Source organism: Caballeronia choica, from assembly GCF_001544535.1.
Taxonomy (GTDB): domain Bacteria; phylum Pseudomonadota; class Gammaproteobacteria; order Burkholderiales; family Burkholderiaceae; genus Caballeronia; species Caballeronia choica.
Genome location: NZ_FCON02000459.1, coordinates 1 through 1,351 on the forward strand (window position 1 = coordinate 1; position 1,351 = coordinate 1,351).

Annotated in this window: 3 protein-coding genes; all 3 read left to right on the plus strand. The window is 57.4% G+C overall.

All coding sequences use genetic code 11. The features are described from left to right. Positions 1 to 211, plus strand: a 211-nt coding sequence (locus AWB68_RS50595; RefSeq protein WP_235028884.1) for a hypothetical protein, incomplete at its 5' end; no start/stop codon positions are given. 64 nt (positions 212 to 275) lie between these two features. After that, a complete protein-coding gene (flhD, locus tag AWB68_RS44970; RefSeq protein ID WP_087650460.1) occupies positions 276 to 593 on the plus strand; it encodes a flagellar transcriptional regulator FlhD in 318 nt (105 codons plus the stop codon). A 22-nt stretch (positions 594 to 615) separates the two neighbouring features. Then, on the plus strand, positions 616 to 1,269 hold the full coding sequence (flhC, locus tag AWB68_RS44975) for a flagellar transcriptional regulator FlhC (RefSeq protein WP_087650461.1): 654 nt from the start codon (positions 616 to 618) through the stop codon (positions 1,267 to 1,269). The last annotated feature ends 82 nt before the right edge of the window (positions 1,270 to 1,351 follow it).

Below are 1,351 nucleotides of genomic sequence, written 5' to 3' on the forward strand. Positions count from 1 at the left end.
GAATAAAAAACATAAAAGGGATCGGTTAATTTTGCCTGTTACAAACCCCCGAAAAAGTTACCGATTCTCTCTGTTGTTTTCCTCTCAAATTATTATTGAGATTGTCTTGATTTCCCGCTGGACGGTACTTACAATCCGTTTCACAGAGTTGTTACGAGATGTAACGGGCTGTATCAAAGATTATCTAGCCGCGCAGAACACCGCCCGGTGAGGCACAAAAAAGATATCGGCAAAAAATGCCGGCCAGGTTCGGGGAATTACCGGAAGCAGCAACCATGAACGGTCGTGAAACGCTGGATTCGATTCGCGAAATCAATTTGTCGTACATCATGCTCGCCCAGCGCATGTTGCGCGAAGACCGGGCGATCGGCATGTTCCGGCTCGGGCTGTCGGCCGAACTCGCCGACCTGCTCGCGGGCCTGACGCTCGCGCAGATCGTCAAGCTCGCCGCGTCCGACCACCTGTTGTGTTTTTTCCGCTTCAACGATCACACGATGCTGTCGGCACTGACGCGGCCTGCCGGGCACGCGGACATTGCACTGACGCACACGGCCATCCTGCTGGCAGGCCAGCCAGCTGAACAGTTCGCTTGAGACGAGGCGAGCCATGAGCACGATACTGAAGAAGAGCCTCACCGAAGATGCCCAGGAAGTTTTCCGCGCGATCGCACTGATCGAACTCGGGGCGCGGATGCAGGTGCTGGAAACCGAACTGACGCTGTCGCGCGACCGGATGATTCGTCTCTATCGCGAAGTGAAAGGGGTGTCGCCGCCGAAGGGCATGCTGCCTTTCTCGGCCGACTGGTACATGACGTGGCTTGCGAATATCCACGCATCGCTGTTCTACAACACGTATGTGTTTCTGAAGAACGAGGCCGGCTGTTCGCACCTCGATGCTTTGACCAAGGGGTATCGGCTGTATCTCGAACACTGCAACCATAGCGGTGTCGAGGCGGTACTCGATTTGACGCGGGCCTGGACTCTTGTGCGCTTCTTCGATGCCGGCATGCTGCAGCTGACGCGCTGCTGCCGCTGCACGGGCAAGTTCGTTGCGCACAAACATGATTTGCAGAACAACGTGGTGTGCGGGGCCTGCCAGCCGCCGTCACGCGCGGGGAAGACCAAGAAAGCGGCGGCCGCCCGACAGGCGACCGAAGAAGCCGCTCTGGTGGAGGTGGAGAGCAAGAATGAAGTGCCGAGCGAATCGGCACTCGACCACGCAGCGATTTATTCGCGGCGCACAGAAAGCCTGGTCGCACAGGCTGCTTGAGCGGTAGCGGCAAGGGGTGTTCTTCGAGGGCCGTCTTCGGGCGGTGGACAACCCGCATTGCCGCTACCGTTATTTACTTTCG